The following is a 16,274-nucleotide window of genomic DNA, read 5'->3' on the forward strand; positions in this document are numbered from 1 at the left end:
GGTCAGCTCATCCTACGGCGCCGACGCCACCACGATGACCCCATCGCCCACACCGTGACGGCGGCCGCGAGCCACGCGGGGACGTCACCCAGGCGGGTGGCCAGTGTCATCTCGGAGCGTAGCGGCATGTCGGCATCAAGCACAGCGGGCTGGAACTTCCCCGTCCATCCGTGCGGCACCCCGTCAGGAGTGATCAGCGAACTCACCCCGACATTGCTGATGTGGACCACACTGCGACCATGTTCGATAGCCCGAATCCGAGAAATCGCCAGTTGTTGAACTGACTCGTCGGTATAACCGAACGTGGCGTTGTTGGTTTGGACGACGATGACGTTCGCCCCTGCACGCACGCCGTCGCGCACCAAGTCGTCATAGGCCACCTCAAAGCAAATGTTGATGCCAGCGGCGACCTCGGGCGCTCCCCCTGCCCTGGGCACCCGGATCACGCCGACCTTGGTGCCGCCGACGAAGTCTCGACGGATCAGATCGACCTTGTCGGAGAACATCCGGAAGAACTCACGTTGCGGGATGTACTCACCGAAGGGCACCGGGTGTCGCTTGTCATACCGCTGAGTGGGTTGCTGCTGGCCAGGTACATAGAGCAGCGAAGCGTTAGTCACGTGATCCACCGGTTCGGAGAGCACCGCGCCCACCAGGGTCGGGGCGCCGATAGTGCGCACCGCATCAGCGATGATCTGCGCCGCATCGGCGTTGCGCAACGGATCGATGTCGGACGCATTTTCTGGCCAGATCACCAAGTCTGGAGTCGGCGTATGGCGATCCCTTCGATCCTCAGCAGCCTTGGCGGTCAGCCGAGCATGATTGTCCAACACCGCTCGTCGCTGCGCATTGAACTCCAGACCAGCAGTCGGCACATTGCCCTGGATAGCCATCAACCTGGCGGTCGGACCCTCAGTGGACAACGGAATCGCCAGCGGCAGGATAGTGAGCACTGCCGCGACCACCAGCCCTTTCCATGTCGGGGAAACCCCCGCCCGACGCATCGCAGCTTTCCCCGCGACGTGCATGCCCTCTGAGGAGGCGATCCGCCGAGTCCCGCTCTCACCCCGCCGACGCCACCAATATTCCCGCAGATGAGCCCATCGGCCCCCTGGCAATGGATGACGACCCGCCCGTGGCACAGCCACCCAGCGCAGCCAACAGCGAGCCGCCACCACCGCTAAAGCCCCACCGGTTGCGGCAACGACGAAGCCCACCCCAGGCGCACCCACCCACGATGCCAACGGGGCGTAAGGCGAATCGGCCATCCCAAACGCGATCCTCGCCCAGGGGAATCCCCCGTACGGCGTGGTGCTGCGCAGCAATTCCATCGTGGCCCAAGCAGCTCCGAGCAGACCAGGGAACCACCGATTGCGCACCGGCACCATCCCCACGACCGCCCCCACCAGCCCGTAGTACAACGCCTCCAAGACACTCAAGGCCAGCCAAGGGAACGGCCCGACATAGATGCCAGTCCAGGACAACAACGGGGTGAGGAAAGCTGCCCCGCAGATCACTCCCAGCAATGCCCCCCGCCGACCACCGACGTCGCGAGCCGCGAACGCCAACAACGCCACCCCGATCGGGGCGGCAGGCCAGATGTCGAAACCTGGCTGAGCCAGCCACAACGACAGACCGGCGAGAACACTGAGAAGGAGACGGCCAGGCACGCGGGCCAGGTTACCTGGCCCGCGTGACAGGGCCGACCCGCCGCCTTCTCGTCCGTGCATGGCAAGACCCGCACGCCGTTGGGGCCTTCCCCGTGGAGGGGTGTTTTCTACTGGGCGTGCGGGCCTCGAGTCCAGCCACACGAACGACGAAGGCGACAGGTGGCTCGTTTCAACCTATCTGGTCGAGCCCTGCTGTCAACTAGGCGGCTTCCAGCAAGAACATGGTATTAGCGCTGCTCACCACACCTGCCTCGACGATCCGGATTATCTCCTCGAGATCTACTTCACATCACCGGAATTGAGCACCACAGCTGCCTTAAGCGACACCCGTCGACCACTGAGCCACCTGGGACTTCACCGAATTCTCCTCTCAGACAAAGAAGTCGATGAGAAGCCCTCAAAACACCTCCCCCACAGATCACTTTTGCATCACAGCACACCCCCCACTGCTCCCCCGCGGCCCCCACGCCCACCGCACCCCCGACCAACCGCCCGGACAATGACACGATGTCCCCATGACCCCGACCCGCCACGGAACCGCCACCCCCGGAACCTTGATGCTGGTCGACACCGCCAGCCTCTACTACCGCGCTTTCCGACCCACGGCGTTGGTGCGTGAGGTGACCCGACCGGTCACGTCACGTTCGTCAGCGGTGCGTGCCCCGTTGACATCGATCTGAGCGAGGACCTGACCCGCGGCGTCTCGTTCCCACCGCCAAGTGCGCCCTCAAGGGTCAGTGAGGGTCGTGAGTTGAGGGTCGGGTCATCACCATAGCGATGTGCCCCCACCGACGGTTCAGAGCCGCGACGCACCCGCATCGCCGCGGCCCACAGAGATCTCCTCACCCACCGTCGCCGACCTCACCGCATTCGAGCGTCACCTCGAAACATCCCTCAAAGACCTCGAAGAGACCGTACGTCGACTTCACCACATCTGGACCGGTGCCGCAGCCGACGCGCAAGCCGCTGCTCAAAAAGAATGGGCGAAAGGCGCCACCGAAATGCACACCTCACTCAACATCATGCGAAAAGCAGCCGAAACCGGATCCAAGAACTACACCACGGTCGCCACCCACAACACCGATCTCTGGTCTTGAGGGGCGTTGACCGTACCTGCGGTGCGACGGTGGGGGCGCAGGGAGTCCGGTGAGGAGTTCGTGGCACGGACGCGGCAGCAGGGGCCATAGCTGGTCCCATGCGATGCCGGCGTGGATTCTGCGTGCGGTGATCAGGGATGATCGATACGGACTGTGTCGTCGAGTTGCAGGTCAAGGCGGGTATTGCGCCCGGCAGGCACCTGCACGGTGAGGATTTGTGTGTTCACCCCGGTGTGGGTGATCGCCATCTGGTACGTGCCTGGGGTCAGCCCTGCTGCGCCGTACCATCCGGATCCATCGGTCCGTATGAGGCGAGTGTCACCGATAGCGGCAGAGCCGTTAATGCCAGCACGGTGAGCGCTGGTGCGACGAATCGTCACTGACACATTGTCTGCTGGCCTGCCGTGGCGGAAGATGCGGCCGCTGAGGACGCCGGTTGTCTTTTTCCATGGCAACTCTGGGACGGTAGCTGGTGTGGTAAACACTGAGGCCGTTAACGCCGCCGCTAGGGCGTCTCGTTCAGCGGTTTTGACTTTCGGGTCGGGGGAAGCAGTGGCGGTCGTCGACGCGTTGGCGTAGGAAAATCCACTCCAGCCCATCCCCGCTTGAGTGATGGCCCGTGCTTGCGCCACTGAATCAGTCACCGAGTTGAGATAGAGACCGGGGCCACTGACGATATGCCGGTGGGTGTCTTTGCCGAGTTGACGCAGCCCATCATTCCAGGTGGTGAACATTTCTGCTTGCTCTGGTAGCTGTTGTCGCTTGTAGTTCATCGCTGCGACGGTGTCGAGGTATCCCTCACGCAGCCAAGTGTCGAAATCTTGGAGCACATTCAGGTAGGTGCGGGTTTTGCTGAAACTGCCGTAATGCGAAGGTCCGTAGGCGTAAGTGATGCCGTTGATGGACAGGCGATCTCGCGGATCGCGGGTATACATGCTGAGATAGATACGTCGGACCAAGTTGCTGATTTGGTCTCTGCGCCACTGGGACCATTGGGGGTCGCTGGCGGTGGGGCGGTCGGTGCGTCCCGTATGGGCGGCGAATCGGCGTAACGCGACGTCTGTATAGCCCCAGTCGTTGGCGTATTCACCAGTGTTGTGGTCGGGATAGCGGATGTAGTCGAGGTTGATGCCGTCGACGTCGTAATGACGTTGAATTGAGTCCACCGCATCGACGATATAGTCGACGACTGCTGGGTTGCCGGGATCAACAAAAGAATGAGTGCCCACGATTTCTGTGCCGTCGACTCGCCGATTGAGCCAGCGTTGCGCTGCTGACGCGGTGGGGCCGTGTTGATTGAAGACGTGGTCTGGTGATGTGGGGGGAGTTGCTGAATTCCACAAGGTGGTGGTGTTGATCCAGGCATGCACTTGAAGTCCGGCCGCATGCGCCTGCGTGATGATTTCGGCGAGTGGATCGTACGGCGCTGGTGCGATCCCTGCTTCTGTGCGGGGATAGCGCGCATGGTTGCAGAAACAGTCGAAGCGGCGCGCAGTCTGCACCACGAGGGTGTTGGCGCCGACTTTCTGAGCGTCGGAGACGAGCTGGGTGACCTGTGCCCTGGTGTAAATGCCAGGGTTGAAGGCGTCGACCCAGTAGCTACGCCATTGTGCAGTCGAGCTGGTCCCGCCAGTTGTGCTGGGCGAGTCGGCGCCTGTCGACGCTGGGGACGGCGAGGAAGCGGGTCTGCTGGCTGACGCTGTTGGGGTGGTCAGTGGGCTGGCCAGGATCAGCAGTGCGGCTGCGGTGACGGTGAATTTCGACATGGCGTGCTCCTTCGTGCAGGGAGGTGGCAGCGGTGGGAGGCGATCAGATCTCACCTCCAGCGGCACGTAAGGCAGCGGCGGCGCTGCGGATTCCGGAGGGATCACCGATGCGATCTGGATTGGGGGGATGGTGGATGACGGCGCGGCGTACCGATGGCATGCCGGCGTCGGTGGGTGGTATTCCGCCGAGAAGTGCCACTAGGGCTTGCCGAAGATCACCGTCAGCGGCCTGGAGCGCGCGAGCGCATTCTTCGGGGGGATATCCGCTGCCGGTGGTGAGTATCTGCACTGATCGGGCGCGGAGTTTGGTGTTGGTGGGGGTCATGTCGATCATCAGGTTGCGGTAGGTCTTGCCGAGTCGCACCATCGCTGCGGTGGACAGGGCGTTGAGCACTATTTTTTGGGCGGTGGCGGCTTTCATCCGGGTTGAGCCGGTGATGACTTCAGGGCCGGTGTCGGGCAGGATCGCGACGTCAGCGAGGTCCTTGAGGGGGGCGGCAGGGTTGGTGGAGATCAGGATGGATGTCAGTCCGCGTCGGCGTGCTTCGTGCAGTGCTCCTCGCACGTACGGCGTGCGACCGCTGGCGGTGAGGCCGATGATCAGATCGTGTGGCCCAGCGTGCGTGACGATGAGCGACCCGGCAGCGTCATCATCTTCGGCGCCTTCAACGGCTCGGGTCATAGCGGCGGGCCCGCCAGCCAGGTGCGCCCGGAAGGCGTCGTCACCGACGTGGTAGGTGGGGAGGAGTTCGGTGACATCGAGGACACCGAGCCGTCCGGATGTGCCTGCGCCAAGGTAATGCACCACACCTCCCGCGGTGAGCGTGCTGATGATGAGGTCAGCGGCGGCGGCGATCTGGGGGGCAACGGCTCGGACGGCGGCGGCGACATGCTGGTCCGCGTCGAGGATGACCTCGACGACATGGGCGGTGTCGAGGGTGTCGAGGTCGGTAGCGGACGGGCAGGGTTGTTCGGTGCTCCAGGTCAACTCGACGCCAGGGGGGGATACGGCGTCGCGCGCCTGGACGGCCCGGTCAGTGACGATCTGGCCGAGCCGAGTCAGCTCAACGTTGACAGCGCGGGCATCTTCGCGCAGGTGAGGTGATGCCGCGTTGAGGTGCTGTCGTCGTAGGGCCGCGGATCGTGCAGCGGACGCAGCGAGCGCGGCGCGATCTAGTCGCCCGGAGGTGAGTGCGGTGGTGATGGCGGTGATGGCGTGGCGGTACGACGTGTGGGGGTCTCGGTGGTGTGGGGAGTCGAGGAGGAGCAGGTCGGCTCCGGCGAGGAGGGCGCGTACGCAGGCTTCGCCGAGGGTGAGGTGGCGGGTGATGGCTCGCATGCCGAGGGCGTCGGTGAGGATTGGTCCGGTGAAGCCGGTGGCGCGGATTTCTTGGGTGGCCCACGGGGACAGGGACGCTGGGTCGGGTCCGCGGTGGGGGACGACGAGGTGGCCGGTCATGACGGCGTCTAGGGTGGCGTTGGTGAGGAGGTGGGTGAAGGGGGCGAGGTCGCGGGTGCGGAGCAGGGTGGGGTGGGTGGTGACGACGGGCAGGTCGAGGTGGCTGTCGGTGTGGGTGGCGCCGTGTCCGGGGTAGTGCTTGCCGCAGCAAGCGATGTGGGCGGCGTGGAGTCCGGTGGCGAAGGCTGTCCCGTGTCGGATGACGGTGGTGGGGTCGGTGCCAAATGAGCGGGTTCCGATGACCAGGTTGTCTGGGTCGCTGGTGACGTCGAGGCAGGGTGCCAGGTTCATGTCGATGCCGGCCAGGCTGAGGAGGTGCCCTATCGCGGTGCCGCATTCTTGGGTGAGGGTGGTGTCGTTGGCGGTTCCGAGGGCTGCCGCGCCGGGGAGCACGGATCCGTGGGTTACTTGCAGTCGGGTGACTTTGCCGCCTTCTTCGTCGATGACGATGAGGGGCGCGTCGTCTGTGCTGCGGTGGGCTCGGATCGTGTCGGTGAGGTTGCGGGTGGTGGGGATGTCGGGGGTGTTTTCGCCGAAGAGGCATACTCCGGCGAGTCCGTCGTCGAGGGCTTTTTTGAGCCAGTCGGGTAGGTGGGTGCCGGGAAATCCGGTGATGAGCACTCCTGCTGCTAGGGCGGTGTCTGGGAGCGTGCTCATCCTTTGACGGCTCCTGCTGATAGTCCGGAGACCATGCGGTGTTGTACCGCGAGGAAGAAGAGCACGACGGGCATGGTCAGTAGGGTTGATGCCGCCATGATTGATCCCCAGTCGGCAGTGTTTTCGCCAAAAAATTTTTGGAGCCCGATTGCGACGGTGTATTTCTGCTGATCTTGCAGGAAAGTCAATGCAAAAATGAATTCGTTCCATGCGGTGATGAAGGAAAACACGCTGGTTGCGACCAGCCCGGGGGCGACGAGGGGGAGGAGGATCTGCCGAAACATTTGGATCCAGCTGCATCCGTCGACGTACGCCGCTTCTTCTACTTCGCGGGGGATGGCGGCGACGAAACCACGTAGCTGCCATACCGCGAAGGGCAGCGAGAACGCGAGATACACGATGGACAAGCCGAGCAGACTGTTGAGCATGTGTAGTGAACGGGCCTGCAGGAATAGTGGGATGACCAGTGCTTCTAGGGGGATCATTTGAGCGATGAGGATCATGACCATCACTGTGGTGCGACAACGGAACTGAAAACGTGCGACCGCCACTGCGGCGAGGAGCGCCACCAGTGAGCTCACGGTCACGGTCAGTGCGGCGACGATGGCGGAATTCATCAGGTAGCGGCCAAAGCCGGCTCGGGACCACACCAGCTGGACATGTTCCCAGCTGACTCCGCTGGGGAGCAGGTTGCCGCCGCGGGCACTGGCGTGCGGGTCGACGGCGGTGGAGACCATCCAGTACGCCGGGAACAGGGTGAAGGTCAGCAGGGCGATGACTCCGACACTGTGCCAACACATCTGGCGGGTACGCCGGAAGGTCGTCTGTCGCCTTGCGGTGGCCTTCACAATTCCTCCTGGGTGAACACGGTCTTCAGATAGACGGTGGTGATGGCGAGGAGTAGCAGCGTCAGGAGGACCGCTATGGCTGAGCCGAGTCCGTATTTGCCTTGCCCGAAGCTGGTGGCATAACTCCACACGCCGAGGTTGGCGACGTCTTTGTTGGTGCCGCCTCCGCCGGGCATCAGGTAGATCTGGGTGAACACTTTGAAATCCCAAATGGTCGACAGGATGGTCACCACTGCGAAGATCGGTGAGAGGGCGGGCACGGTGATATTCCAGAACCGGCGCCACGCCCCGGCCCCGTCCATGATGGCCGCTTCGTAGAGGTCTGTCGGGACAGTCGACAATCCAGCGAGGACGGTGATCGCCACGAAGGGGAATCCGTGGTGGACCACGTTGAGTCCAGCGATGACAAAGAATGATGTCCGGTTGAGGAACCAGTTGATCTGTCCGGTGTCTATCAAGCCGAGGCCGCCAAGGACGTGGGTGACGAAGCCGTCTCCGGGGTCACAGAGGAACACCCACACGTAGGTGCCAGTGATCGCGGGGACAGCCCAGGCGACCAGGACAGCGGCAGCAGTGACCTGGCGAACCCGGCGGGGCAAGGTGTGGAGAAACAAGGCGACGAGCGTGCCCAGGACTACTGTCGCGGCGACACAACCGGCGGCAAATCCGACAGTGTTGGGCAGCACCGTCGTCCACAGATAAGGGTCGCCGAGAATTTTTCGATAGTTGTCCAGCCCCACCCAGTGGGTGGTGCCCCGGGTAATTTCCCGCAGGCCGTACTGCTGAAAGGACAGCCACACCACTCGAATCAGCGGCCACCCCATGAGGACAGCCATGATGACCAGGGTTGGCGTCAACAGAAGCCACGGCCTGAGTCGGAGGGTGTTCAGATGGCCGAGGCGACCTCGTAGGTGGGGGAGGCCATGCCGCTTATCAGTGATCACGTTGTTCACTGGGCGGTAAAGATGTCGTCCATGTCTTTCGCTGCGGTTTCAGCTGCCTGTCGTGGCGCGGCTTTGCCGGACAGGATTGACTGCATCATCGTCGGGATCACTTTCTTGCCCTGAACCTTTCCCCACAGCGGGCTGACCGGTACGGATGCCGCGCCCTGGCTCATCTGGGTGGCGAAGACCTTGGTGATGTCATCACCGGATGTGGCCCGGTCGCTGAGCAGGCTGGTACGACCGGGGAAGTAGTGGGATTCCTGGCCCCAGCGGGTGGCGAGATCACCGGTGGTCATGAGCTTCACAAACTCGAACGCCAACTTCTTATTGTTGCTCTTCTCGAAGATGGCGAGATGAGAGCCGCCAGCGAAGGATTGCGCCATGCCGTTTTTTCCGGGGACGGTGAAAGCGCCGGTCTTGGCTGCCACAGTGGGGGAGTTCTTCCTCAGCGTGGTGGGGGTCCAAGACCCAGCCACGACCATTCCGACGTTTCCTTTCCCGTATGCCGTCAGGACGTCCTTTTCATTCCAGGTGGCAGCAGCCGGTGTGGAGGACTTCTGGGTGAGAGCGATGTCGGCGAGGAAGGTGATGCCTTCGACAGCATGGGTGTCACTGATCCGCGACGTCCACCGATCCCCGTCGAGGGCGGCAAGAGTGCCACCCGCCCCCCAAATGAAAGGCGTGACGGTAAATTCACTGGCTCCGGGGACCACGAAGGGGATCACGTCGGGCTGAGTCTTTTTGATCGCGTCGACCGCGGATTTCAGATCGGCCCACGTTTTTGGGGGCGTCGTGATGCCAGCTTTTGCGAAGATGTCCTTGTGGTAGAGGAAAGCGCGAATTCCGGCGTACCACGGCATGCCATAGAGTTTGCCGTCGACGGTGCCAGCATCTTTCAACGCCGCCACCAGGTCGCCATCGAGCTTGGTGTCCTTGACCTGCTCAGTCAGGTCGGCTAGAGCGCCCGCGTCAGCGAACTCAGCTGTCCATGTGCTGCCCACCTCAGCCACATCGGGAGTGGTGCCACCAGCGATAGCGGTGGTGAACTTATCTTTCGCGCTCGCCCACGGGACCATCTGGATGTCCAGATCAGCGGACGTGGTGTCCTTGAACATTTTTTTAGCGGCATCAAAGTAAGCGCTGGAGTCTGGGTTGGTTCCTTCCATGATCCAGACGGTGAGTTTCTTACCCGTCCCGTCGGCGTTCCCGGAGGATTTCTCGGTGCTGCTGCCGCAAGCGCTCAACGTCACCGCCAAGACGGTGGCGGCTACGGCGGCTGTTCGTATGCCCATCAGCTCTCCTCGTCGTTCCTGCGGGAGTACGCCGGGCCTGAGAAGATCAGGCCCGATGTAGACGTCCTGAATTGAATGGGGTGGGGGTAGCTTGATCCTGGAACCCCACGTTATTCGCTGACAGGGGAGGAATGCCGGTGACAACGACGGCCATGATTCCGTGAATGCTGTCACAGCAGGAGGGTCGCGCTATGTCGGATCGACACGGTCCGGGTGACGTCGCGGCGGTGACCTTCTTCGGCGTTGATATCGGCGGCACGGCGACCCGGGCGGTGTGGTGCGACCAAACCGGTCACGTCCTCGGAGTCGGCGTAGCCGCTGGGGGCAACCCGCGGAGTTCGCCCGGGGAGGTATCGACCTGTCTGACGGCAGCGATCTCCCGAGCACATGCGATGTCCGGCATCGATCTGACCGGCAGCGACAGTGCACAGGGCCGCCATGCCAGGGAGGCAGCACCCATGATGGTGGGGGTGGGAGCTTCGGGTGCAGGGTCAGCCCGACGCGTTGACATTGAACGATCGGTGCATGCCGGGATCGCTGCTGCCGGTCTCACGGCCCCGGTGACTCTGGCGACCGACGTGGATATCGCCTTTCGGGCGGGCTCGTCATTGCTGGATGGGACGGTGCTCATCGCTGGGACAGGTGCGGTGGCCGCGACGTACCGTCGTGGGCGTCTCATCCACCGTCGGGACGGCCTGGGATGGCTACTCGGGGACACCGGGTCCGGGACGTGGATAGGGCGTCGCGTGTTGCGTGCTGTCGCAGCCCACGTTGATGGCGCCGGACCGGTGACATTGTTGACCGCGCGGGTGACTGCTGACTTGGGGATTTCACCTGACTGCTCGCCTCAGGATGTGATCCGGGCCTGTGACGAACTGCGCCCCGCCGAGTGGGCACGATTCGCGCATGTCGCGGTGCAGCTCAGCGATGTTGATCCGGTCGCTGAAACGATCGTCGCCGACGCTGGCGCCGCACTGATATCGACATTGGCGGCGGCCCGGGGGAGTGCCACTGGGCCAGTCGTGCTGGCAGGGGGGCTTCTCGCCGATGGTCCGGTCCGTCACCGCATCGTGGCTGCTTTCCCTGAAGCGGTGTACGTCAACCACCCCGTGGTGGGTGCGTGCCTGCTCGCTGCGGAATCCGCCGGATACGACGCGATCGACCGTACGTCGTTGGCCGCTGAACTGCGACAAAAAATACAGTTGGCGGCTTGAGCGCGTCCCGTGACACTCTGGAGGCACCATGACGCGACCTTCCAGTGACTCCACCGCCACCTCTGCGGTCACCGACCTGTTCGCCACCCGCGCCAGCGCCCTCTCAGACGATGATGGCTGGCACCAGGACGATCCCGATTTCGTCTCCTATGACGGTGACCAGCTCGACCGTGAAGAACGCGCCGCGATGCGCCGCGTCGCCGGGCTGTCCACCGAACTCGAAGATGTCACCGAAGTCGAATACCGGGCATTGCGACTGGAACGAGTGGTCCTCGCCGCGGTGTGGTGCGATGGCACCGCACAGGACGCTGAAAACTCGATGCGGGAACTCGCTGCTCTCGCTGAAACCGCAGGATCTCAGGTCATGGCAGGCGTCCTGCAACGGCGACAGCGCCCTGACGCGGCGACCTACTTGGGATCGGGCAAAGCCGAAGAGCTCCGCGACATCGTCGCCGACGAAGGCGCCGACACCGTGGTCTGCGACGCAGAACTTTCCCCCAGTCAGCGACGCGCCCTCGAAGACATCGTCAAGGTCAAAGTCATCGACCGGACCGCGCTGATCTTGGACATTTTCGCCCAACACGCACAATCCCGCGAAGGAAAAGCTCAAGTCGAACTGGCACAACTCCAATACTTACTGCCGCGTCTGCGCGGCTGGGGTGAATCGATGTCTAGGCAAGCCGGTGGCCGGGTCGCCGGTGGCGCCGGCATCGGATCGCGTGGCCCCGGTGAGACGAAGATCGAACTCGACCGGCGCCGTATCAACTCCCGAATGGCCAAGTTGCGCCGCGAGATCCGCGCCATGAAAACCACCCGCGACACCAAACGTGGCGCTCGCCGGGACAACGCTGTCCCTTCCGTGGTCCTCGCCGGATACACCAACGCTGGCAAATCGTCGCTGCTGAACCGACTCACCGGCGCTGGAGTCCTCGTGGAGAACGCCCTGTTCGCCACCCTCGACCCGACGGTACGGCGCGCCACCACCCCCGACGGCCGCCCCTACACTCTCTCCGACACGGTCGGCTTTGTGCGGAGCCTGCCGCACCAACTTGTCGAAGCCTTCCGGTCCACCCTCGAAGAGGTCGCCGACGCTGACGTCCTCCTGCACGTCGTCGACGGCTCACACCCCGACCCTGAAGGTCAGATCGTGGCCGTCCGGGAAGTTCTCGCCGACGTCATCGCCCAAGGTGCGGACAAAGCCCGCCTCACTGGTGAGAACGACCGGGACGCCCTGATCCGTGACGGCTGGTCCAGCGACCCCAGTGATCGTCAAGCTGCACGCGACGGACAGGACATCCACGTCGGTCCGCGCGAGATCGTGGTCATCAACAAAGCCGACGCTGCCGACCCCGACGTCCTCGCCCGCCTGCAACGACGCGAACGCGACATCATCGTCGTTTCCGCGCGCACCGGCACCGGACTGAGCGAACTCGCCGAGACCATTGCCGAACTCATCCCACGACCCGACATCGACCGGCAGCTGCTCATTCCTTACCACCGCGGTGACCTCGTCCACCGTCTCCACGAACACGCCGACATCCTCGCCGAAGAACACACCGCCGGAGGCACTCGACTGCACGTGCGCGTCCCGGTCGCGCTCGTCGACGAGACCACCCCGTACGTCGAAGACCCCCCAGCCTGACCGACATCCCCTCCGACGCGCGCCCCACCGACGAGACCGCACCCCCGGATGTCCCCAGCACCCCCTACGCTGGGCCGGTGCCCGCCACCTTTGACCGTCTCGCCCTGCTGTCCGCTGCCGTCGGCGGCATCGGCGGCACTGAACGCCCCGGCCAGATCGACATGGTCCGTGCCGTGGACACCGCTGTCGACACCGGCAGGCACCTTCTGGTCCAAGCGGGCACCGGTACTGGCAAATCTTTGGCCTACCTGGTGCCAGCGCTGGCCCACGCTGTGGAAACCGGCAACCCGGTGATCGTGGCGACCGCCACGCTGGCCCTGCAAGCCCAAATCATTGACCGGGACCTGCCCCGCCTCGCTGACGCCGTCCGCGATCAGATCGGACGACGGCCGACGTATGCGTTGGTCAAAGGGCGACGACACTATCTGTGCCTGCACAAAACCGCTGGTGGCTTTCCCGTCGACGACGAAGACGCCCTTTTTGCCATGAGCAAGGAAACATCTCAGCTCGGCGAGGAAATCCTTCGGCTGCGCGACTGGGCTGACGACACTGACTCCGGGGACCGAGACGAGATCGTCCCCGGTGTCAGCGAACGCGCCTGGCGCCAGATGTCGGTCAGCGCCCGAGAATGCTTAGGCACCGCCTGCCCGATGCGCCAGGAATGCTTCGTCGAACGATCCCGCGCCGCCGCGCAAGACGTCGACATCGTCGTCACCAACCACTCCTTCATGGCCATCGACGCCTTCGAAAACCGCAGTCTGCTCCCCGAACACGACCTGCTCGTCATCGATGAAGCCCACGAACTCGTCGACCGAGTCACCGCGACCATCACCGACGAACTCTCACCCAGCACCGTCGCCACTGCCGCAAAAAAAGCCGCTCGACTCGCCGACACCGCAGCGCTCGCGGCCACTGGCGACCACCTCGAGGGAGCATTGGAAGGGGTGCCCGAAGGCCGACTCACGGAGCTTCCCGAACCTGTACTCCTGGCCCTGAGGCAGATCCTGGATGCGGCGCGCACCGTGCAGTCCGCGTTGAAACCCGAACCGGGTCGGCGCCCCCCAGCCAACGGCGACGGCGACCGGGCGATGGCGCGGGCTGCTGTCGACGACGTTTTCATCGTGGCCGAGCGGCTCTTGGAAGGCCGTGAGCTCGACGTGGTGTGGTTGACCAGGGAGGTACGGCGTGGCCCCGTGCTGAGGGTCGCGCCGATGAGCGTGGCCATGCTGATGCGCGACACCCTGTTCACCGACCGCACGGTCGTCCTCACCTCCGCGACCTTGGAACTCGGTGGTGATTTCACCGCTGTCGCAGGCACGATGGGGCTCGTCGGTGCGGATGCTCCCGACTGGGATGGCCTCGACGTGGGAAGTCCGTTTGACTACCAGTCGCAAGCCATCGCCTACGTCGCTCGGCATCTTCCTGCTCCGGGGAGAGATGGCACCGCGACGGCAGTATTCGACGAGATGGAAGCCCTGATCCGCGCTGCTGGGGGACGCACACTCGGGTTGTTTTCCTCAATGCGGGCGGCGCGGGACGCCACAGAGACGCTGCGGACACGTCTGGGGGAGGAGTATCCCATCCTGTGCCAAGGTGACGATCAGATGCCGACCTTGGTCAGAGAATTCGCCCGGGACGCTCGCACCAGCCTGTTTGGCACGTTGTCGCTGTGGCAAGGCGTCGATGTCCCAGGTCCCTCATGCCAGTTGGTGATCATCGACCGCATTCCCTTCCCCCGCCCGGACGACCCACTCTCTAGTGCCCGTAGCGAACAGATCTCCCGCCGCGGTGGCAACGGTTTCATGTCGGTCGCCGCGACCCACGCGGCATTGCGCCTCGCTCAGGGGGCGGGGCGTCTCGTGCGACATGCCGACGATCGGGGCGTGGTGGCATTCCTCGACCCTCGGATGATGACCGCCCGGTACGCCGGTTTTCTCCAGCGGTCATTGCCGCCGTTCTGGCCCACCACGGACACCGAGCTGGTCCGCTCGGCACTACAACGCCTCGACGCGAGCGCCGGTCCGGTATTTCCGGTGCGTGAACCCACCTCCCGCCCCGCCTCGCCGGAAGCCATTCGCGACGCCACCAGCGACGTCGCAGATCAGGGGACGAACGCGGCGCTCGATGAGTCCATCGAGGTCACCGCGTTGTCGGTGGGTCATGACAGGCTGACACAGTGAGCGCCGCCCCGACGAGCACTGGCGTACCGCCGTTCGTGCTGATTTCTGGACCTGAAGAACTCCTCGCCCAGCGAGCCCTCGCCAGCACCGTGGACGCGTTACGAGCCACCGACCCGCAGATCGATGTCGTCAAGTTGGCGGCAGCGGGATATCAGCGTGGGCAAATCGGGGTGCACACCAGTCCGTCCTTGTTTGGGGGGACTATCGCCCTCGTCGTGACCGGGGTGGACGAGGCTGGAGAAGATCTCCTCACCGATGCGCTGGCGTACATCGGTGATCCCGCTGATCACGTCACGTTGATCGTCACCCATAAGGGCGGTAACCGAGGGAAAAAACTGCTCGATGCGCTGAAGTCGGCGCAGGCCAGGGTGTTGTCTGCGCCAGCGGTCAAAACTGACCGGGACAAATCAGAGTTTGTGGTCACTGAGTTCCGGCGTCAGCGCCGCCGAGCCACCCCGGAAGCGGTGCGGGCGCTCGTCGAGGCCGTGGGCCAAGATCTCTCCGAGTTGGCTTCTGCCTGTGCACAACTTGTGGCAGACACCACTGGCGAAATTGATGAACGGGTGGTGGAGACCTATCACGGTGGTCGGATCGAAGCGACTGGGTTCCGGGTCGCTGACGCTGCGATCGCTGGCCAGCAAGGACCGGCCTTGGGATTGCTGCGGCACGCGTTAGCGGCGGGGGTCGATCCGGTGCCGATCGTCGCGGTGTGTGCGTCCCAATTGCGCCAACTGGTCAAAGTCGCCGGAGCGCCACGCGGGTCTGGTGCCGTGTTGGCTAAGGAATTGGGAATGGCACCGTGGCAGATTGATCGGGCCCGTAAGGCCCTGAATGGATGGACCTTGGATGGGCTCGGGGTGGCGGTGCAAGCTGTGGCCGCTGCCGATTTCGAGGTCAAAGGTGGTGGACGGGATCCCCAGTTCGCGGTAGAACGGGCGATCCTGGCAATCTGTCAGGCCCGAGGAGCACGTCAACGGTGATGACATCGATGTGGTGACCGGCTGCAGCGAATCGGTTGATATTGGTGGCGTTTTGATTGACAAAAATCCCCTGGTAGCGTTGATCTTTGCGTGCGCGCCCAGGTCGTGCGTTTGTCACGCAATCCATAGCCTGTCCTTGACCGGTGGCTGACCACGCCACCGACCCCGAGGCCGGGCCTGCCCCCGGGCAGCCGATCGACCAGGAGAGAATCCGTGGCCAACATCAAGTCCCAGAAGAAGCGCATCCTGACCAACGCCAAGCGCACCGAGCGCAACAAGGCGTACAAGTCGGAGCTGCGCACGTGGGTCCGTAAGTTCCGCGAGGCTGCTGCCTCCGGCGACAAGGACGCGTCGGCCGAAGCGCTGCGCCTGGCGAGCCGCAAGCTCGACAAGGCCGTGAGCAAGGGCGTCATCCACAAGAACCAGGCCGCCAACAAGAAGTCGGCGATGGCCAAGGTTCACGCGGGCATGTGAGCCTAACCATGCCCCACGGGCATGGTTATTGAGGGGCGTGACCCGGTGTGC

General features: G+C 63.8%; 13 protein-coding genes. 6 read left to right on the forward strand and 7 right to left on the reverse strand.

Annotation, left to right across the window (positions count from 1 at the left end):
• Positions 1 to 2: 2 nt before the first annotated feature.
• Positions 3 to 1,670 (reverse strand): apolipoprotein N-acyltransferase, encoded by a 1,668-nt coding sequence (gene lnt, locus KEM60_RS02545; protein ID WP_219105953.1) that lies wholly within the window; start codon positions 1,668 to 1,670, stop codon positions 3 to 5.
• 583 nt (positions 1,671 to 2,253) lie between these two features.
• Positions 2,254 to 2,346, reverse strand: a complete 93-nt coding sequence (locus KEM60_RS16805; RefSeq protein ID WP_219105968.1) for a hypothetical protein — start codon at positions 2,344 to 2,346, stop codon at positions 2,254 to 2,256.
• Positions 2,347 to 2,449: 103 nt separating this feature from the next.
• Between KEM60_RS16805 and KEM60_RS02555 the strand changes: the two genes are divergently transcribed.
• Positions 2,450 to 2,767 (forward strand): WXG100 family type VII secretion target, encoded by a 318-nt coding sequence (locus tag KEM60_RS02555; RefSeq protein WP_219105954.1) that lies wholly within the window; start codon positions 2,450 to 2,452, stop codon positions 2,765 to 2,767.
• A 131-nt stretch (positions 2,768 to 2,898) separates the two neighbouring features.
• Here KEM60_RS02555 and KEM60_RS02560 read toward each other — a convergent pair whose 3' ends face one another.
• From KEM60_RS02560 to KEM60_RS02580, 5 genes are all read right to left on the reverse strand, one after another.
• Positions 2,899 to 4,533: a family 10 glycosylhydrolase gene (locus KEM60_RS02560; protein WP_219105955.1), complete on the reverse strand. Its 1,635-nt coding sequence runs from the start codon at positions 4,531 to 4,533 to the stop codon at positions 2,899 to 2,901.
• A 43-nt stretch (positions 4,534 to 4,576) separates the two neighbouring features.
• The gene (locus KEM60_RS02565) at positions 4,577 to 6,649 is read right to left on the reverse strand and encodes an N-acetylmuramic acid 6-phosphate etherase (protein ID WP_219105956.1); all 2,073 of its coding nucleotides are present in this window, start codon (positions 6,647 to 6,649) and stop codon (positions 4,577 to 4,579) included.
• Entirely contained in the window at positions 6,646 to 7,449 is an 804-nt protein-coding gene (locus KEM60_RS02570; RefSeq protein ID WP_219105969.1) for a carbohydrate ABC transporter permease, read from the reverse strand. The genes KEM60_RS02565 and KEM60_RS02570 overlap by 4 nt, the downstream gene beginning before the upstream one ends.
• Positions 7,450 to 7,493: 44 nt before the next feature.
• Entirely contained in the window at positions 7,494 to 8,333 is an 840-nt protein-coding gene (locus tag KEM60_RS02575; protein ID WP_219105957.1) for a carbohydrate ABC transporter permease, read from the reverse strand.
• A 113-nt stretch (positions 8,334 to 8,446) separates the two neighbouring features.
• Positions 8,447 to 9,733: a sugar ABC transporter substrate-binding protein gene (locus tag KEM60_RS02580; protein WP_219105958.1), complete on the reverse strand. Its 1,287-nt coding sequence runs from the start codon at positions 9,731 to 9,733 to the stop codon at positions 8,447 to 8,449.
• 191 nt (positions 9,734 to 9,924) lie between these two features.
• On the opposite strand from KEM60_RS02580, the gene KEM60_RS02585 reads away from it, so the two are divergent.
• The 5 genes from KEM60_RS02585 to rpsT all read left to right on the forward strand — a co-directional run bounded on the left by KEM60_RS02585 (position 9,925) and on the right by rpsT (position 16,223).
• Complete coding sequence (locus KEM60_RS02585) at positions 9,925 to 10,947, forward strand: N-acetylglucosamine kinase (RefSeq protein ID WP_219105959.1); 1,023 nt, start codon at positions 9,925 to 9,927, stop codon at positions 10,945 to 10,947.
• A gap of 28 nt (positions 10,948 to 10,975) precedes the next feature.
• Positions 10,976 to 12,589, forward strand: a complete 1,614-nt coding sequence (gene hflX / locus KEM60_RS02590) for a GTPase HflX (RefSeq protein ID WP_219105960.1) — start codon at positions 10,976 to 10,978, stop codon at positions 12,587 to 12,589.
• Positions 12,590 to 12,666: 77 nt separating this feature from the next.
• Positions 12,667 to 14,769: an ATP-dependent DNA helicase gene (locus KEM60_RS02595; RefSeq protein ID WP_255574163.1), complete on the forward strand. Its 2,103-nt coding sequence runs from the start codon at positions 12,667 to 12,669 to the stop codon at positions 14,767 to 14,769.
• Entirely contained in the window at positions 14,766 to 15,749 is a 984-nt protein-coding gene (gene holA, locus KEM60_RS02600) for a DNA polymerase III subunit delta (RefSeq protein WP_219105961.1), read from the forward strand. The genes KEM60_RS02595 and holA overlap by 4 nt, the downstream gene beginning before the upstream one ends.
• Positions 15,750 to 15,962: 213 nt before the next feature.
• Positions 15,963 to 16,223: a 30S ribosomal protein S20 gene (rpsT, locus tag KEM60_RS02605; protein WP_219105962.1), complete on the forward strand. Its 261-nt coding sequence runs from the start codon at positions 15,963 to 15,965 to the stop codon at positions 16,221 to 16,223.
• Positions 16,224 to 16,274 lie beyond the last annotated feature (51 nt).

The organism is Austwickia sp. TVS 96-490-7B, assembly GCF_019331795.1.
Classification (GTDB): Bacteria; Actinomycetota; Actinomycetes; order Actinomycetales; family Dermatophilaceae; genus Austwickia.